Source organism: Halanaerobium sp. ST460_2HS_T2, assembly GCF_003337665.1.
Taxonomy (GTDB): Bacteria; Bacillota; Halanaerobiia; order Halanaerobiales; family Halanaerobiaceae; genus Halanaerobium; species Halanaerobium kushneri.
Genome location: NZ_QPJF01000067.1, coordinates 1 through 2,792 on the forward strand (window position 1 = coordinate 1; position 2,792 = coordinate 2,792).

Here is a 2,792-nt window from a genome sequence, read left to right on the forward strand (position 1 = left end):
AATGGATAAGGTTGTGACTGAATATTCTGTAGATAGTATACTTTATCTATAACTTAAATTTGACAATGCTTAAATATTTTTATGCAATGCTAGTGTGTTTTAACCCTGCATACCTTCCTGAATCAGAAAAATCATTTTTTATCAAGGTCTTAAACTTTTCTGTAAAACCATATTTTGTAATTTCATCAATTGGAACCATTTGAACATCATAAATAGGATTATCATCATATTCATTACTGGGCAGACTTAATTCTCCCGCTTTTCTTTCCAATAAAAATATTATATGTATTAATGGTGGATCAGCATCAGGCTTATCACAGACATATAATAGCTTCTTAACCTCTGTCTCCAATCCTGTTTCTCATAAATTTCCCTGATTACCCCTTCATCATGCAACTCTCCTCTTTCTAATCTACCTCCAGGTAATGACCAATCTCGAGATGATAATTTTTGCATAACTAATAATATTTCGCTATCTTCTATAAGTACACCTGTAACTCTAATCTGAAATAAATTATTTGCGTTCAAATTATTACCTCCATTATTATTGCAACCAAAACAAAGCCGCGATGCTATTTCACCTAACGTTCCTGGGATTTGCGCTCGTGCCTGATTCCTTTAGGAACTGGCGTAAAGCTTGCTTTTTCTTATCCGTGATTGGTCAACCTGCAAGCTTTATGACAGAAGGCATGACGTCAACCCTATGTTATACGCTCGTAGCTGACTCGATCTTAACAATTATTATTTAACTACCATAGTTTAGGTATTAATCTTTTTGTTTCTTCCATATATTTTTTATACTCTGGTAGTTTTTCTATAAGAAATTCTTCTTCAACTTTTATTCTCCATAAAAAAACTAAAATTGTTATAAAAGATAATAACAAACTATAATAAGAATTTAAAATTAATGGAAAACCTATTATTTGAAGTATATTACCTGTATATGCTGGATGTCGAATATATTTATAAATTCCTGTTTTAACTATTTTTTGATTCTTCCAATTTTCTACATCTCTTGAGAAAAACTTTCCTAATTTCTTAATAGCTATACCTCTTATTGCAGTCCCCAAAATAATAAATATAGTTCCTAAGATTGTTAAAAACAAATTATATCTTTTTATATAAACATATTCTAATACAGGAATTATCAATGTAGAAAACCAGGTCAAGAAAAGAAAATGACTTGTTATTTCATGTCTTTTATTATTTTCAGATTTTTGGCCTTGATAAAAATATTTATCAGATAATAGGCTAAATATAACAAGAGAAAAGTATAAATATATATGTAAATTGCTTAAACTATTCCAATAAATTTGAACATGTCTCCATGTATATAAAAATAGAATTACTATTAATATTTTTTTCACTTCTATCACCAGATTTAATATTTTATTTTAGTTTTTAATATAGTTAATAAGTCTTTTTGCCAGCTATGTTGTATAACGTCCCGCAGGTTTACGAAGTTCCAGTGCCTTACATAGCTCTTATGTTAGGCACTGGAATTTGAGTGGAACGATAGTGGAACCGTAAACCTTGCTGTTATGTGAAGTCTAGCATTTTCAAATACAATAATTATGATTTCTAATTAATTCCTCAATTTCAAACTAGCAGTATGTATTTGATCTACAATATATTTAAAAACTTCTACAGCTTCAGTTGATAAACTATCATTAGAAAAAACAGGCTCCTCTTCTGGAACTTTGTTTTCATTAAGCATTGTTATTAATGGAGAAACATGTATAATTCTATGCCTATAATTTATAATTTTTTTTAGTTCATTTATTTTATTAGTATTATGAATAATTTCACCAAAAACTAAACCATATGCTTTATTAAAAGCTCTTTTACATTCATTGAAATTTTGAAAATTAATTTTTTCTTGTGCAATAATTTCAATGTAAGAAATATTTTCTCTGGTAGACTTGTCTTTATACTTTTCTGGCAAATCAATTTCCTTTTCATAAGATGAAAAAACTCTATTTTCCAGTTCTTCTATATTTGGTTCAATTCCTTCTTTTTCTAATTCAATAAATCTTGTCTTACCATATGTTTCAAACCCAGTAACTAATGATGAGATAATAAAATTAGAGACAACAACATCATACATATATCCTTTATCAGATTGTGCACTTTTTAATATTTCTATAGCTTTTAAAGTATCATTCCAAGATTCAATTGCAGTAGGATCCAAAATTTTTTTACCCCCCGACCTTATTTTTGTCTGCATAATATCAATGCCCTTGTTACCTAAACGAATGACACTTCCATCTTTACTAACTCTGAATTTTACATCTGGAGTTGTTTCTTTACTCACTATCAAATCATAGTTCTCGATAAGAGGATGAATATACAAATTTATTTCTTCATGATTCCAAGTAAATACATATGACATTTTAGATACTTTTGGAACCCTATCTAGTTTAATCAAAGTTGCTCTAGTACCTGCACCAGGAGATGAATGATAAAATACAATATTCATTTCCCTATTTCTCTCCAGTATAAATAATTGATTACCACTTATTATTTCAAATATGATTATTTTAGCCACAGAAGGATTAAAAATATCTTCACACTCATATTTAAATTCAACAGTACCTTCTGGCCTTTTCATAGCTTTTTTTATTTCATTCATAATGTTTTTTGGAATATTATGCACTTAAACCAACTCCCCAAATGTATTTTTCTGCTAGATTTCACATAACGTTCCTGGGATTTGCGCTCGTGCCTGATTCCGTTAGGAACTGGCGTAAAGCTTGCCGTAATATTTCATGCTACTTTTTATATTGCAAGCT

At 29.1% G+C, this 2,792-nt stretch carries 2 protein-coding genes and 1 pseudogene; all 3 read right to left on the minus strand.

Annotated elements, in window-relative coordinates:
* Window positions 1-79: 79 nt before the first annotated feature.
* The 3 genes and pseudogenes from DFR80_RS15625 to DFR80_RS15035 all read right to left on the minus strand — a co-directional run bounded on the left by DFR80_RS15625 (window position 80) and on the right by DFR80_RS15035 (window position 2,632).
* Window positions 80-528: pseudogene (locus DFR80_RS15625) on the minus strand (NUDIX domain-containing protein).
* Window positions 529-749: 221 nt separating this feature from the next.
* Window positions 750-1,367, minus strand: coding sequence for an isoprenylcysteine carboxylmethyltransferase family protein (locus DFR80_RS15030; RefSeq protein ID WP_158537741.1), 618 nt, complete (start codon window positions 1,365-1,367; stop codon window positions 750-752).
* A 218-nt stretch (window positions 1,368-1,585) separates the two neighbouring features.
* On the minus strand, window positions 1,586-2,632 hold the full coding sequence (locus DFR80_RS15035) for a hypothetical protein (RefSeq protein WP_147270205.1): 1,047 nt from the start codon (window positions 2,630-2,632) through the stop codon (window positions 1,586-1,588).
* Between the last annotated feature and the right edge of the window lie 160 nt (window positions 2,633-2,792).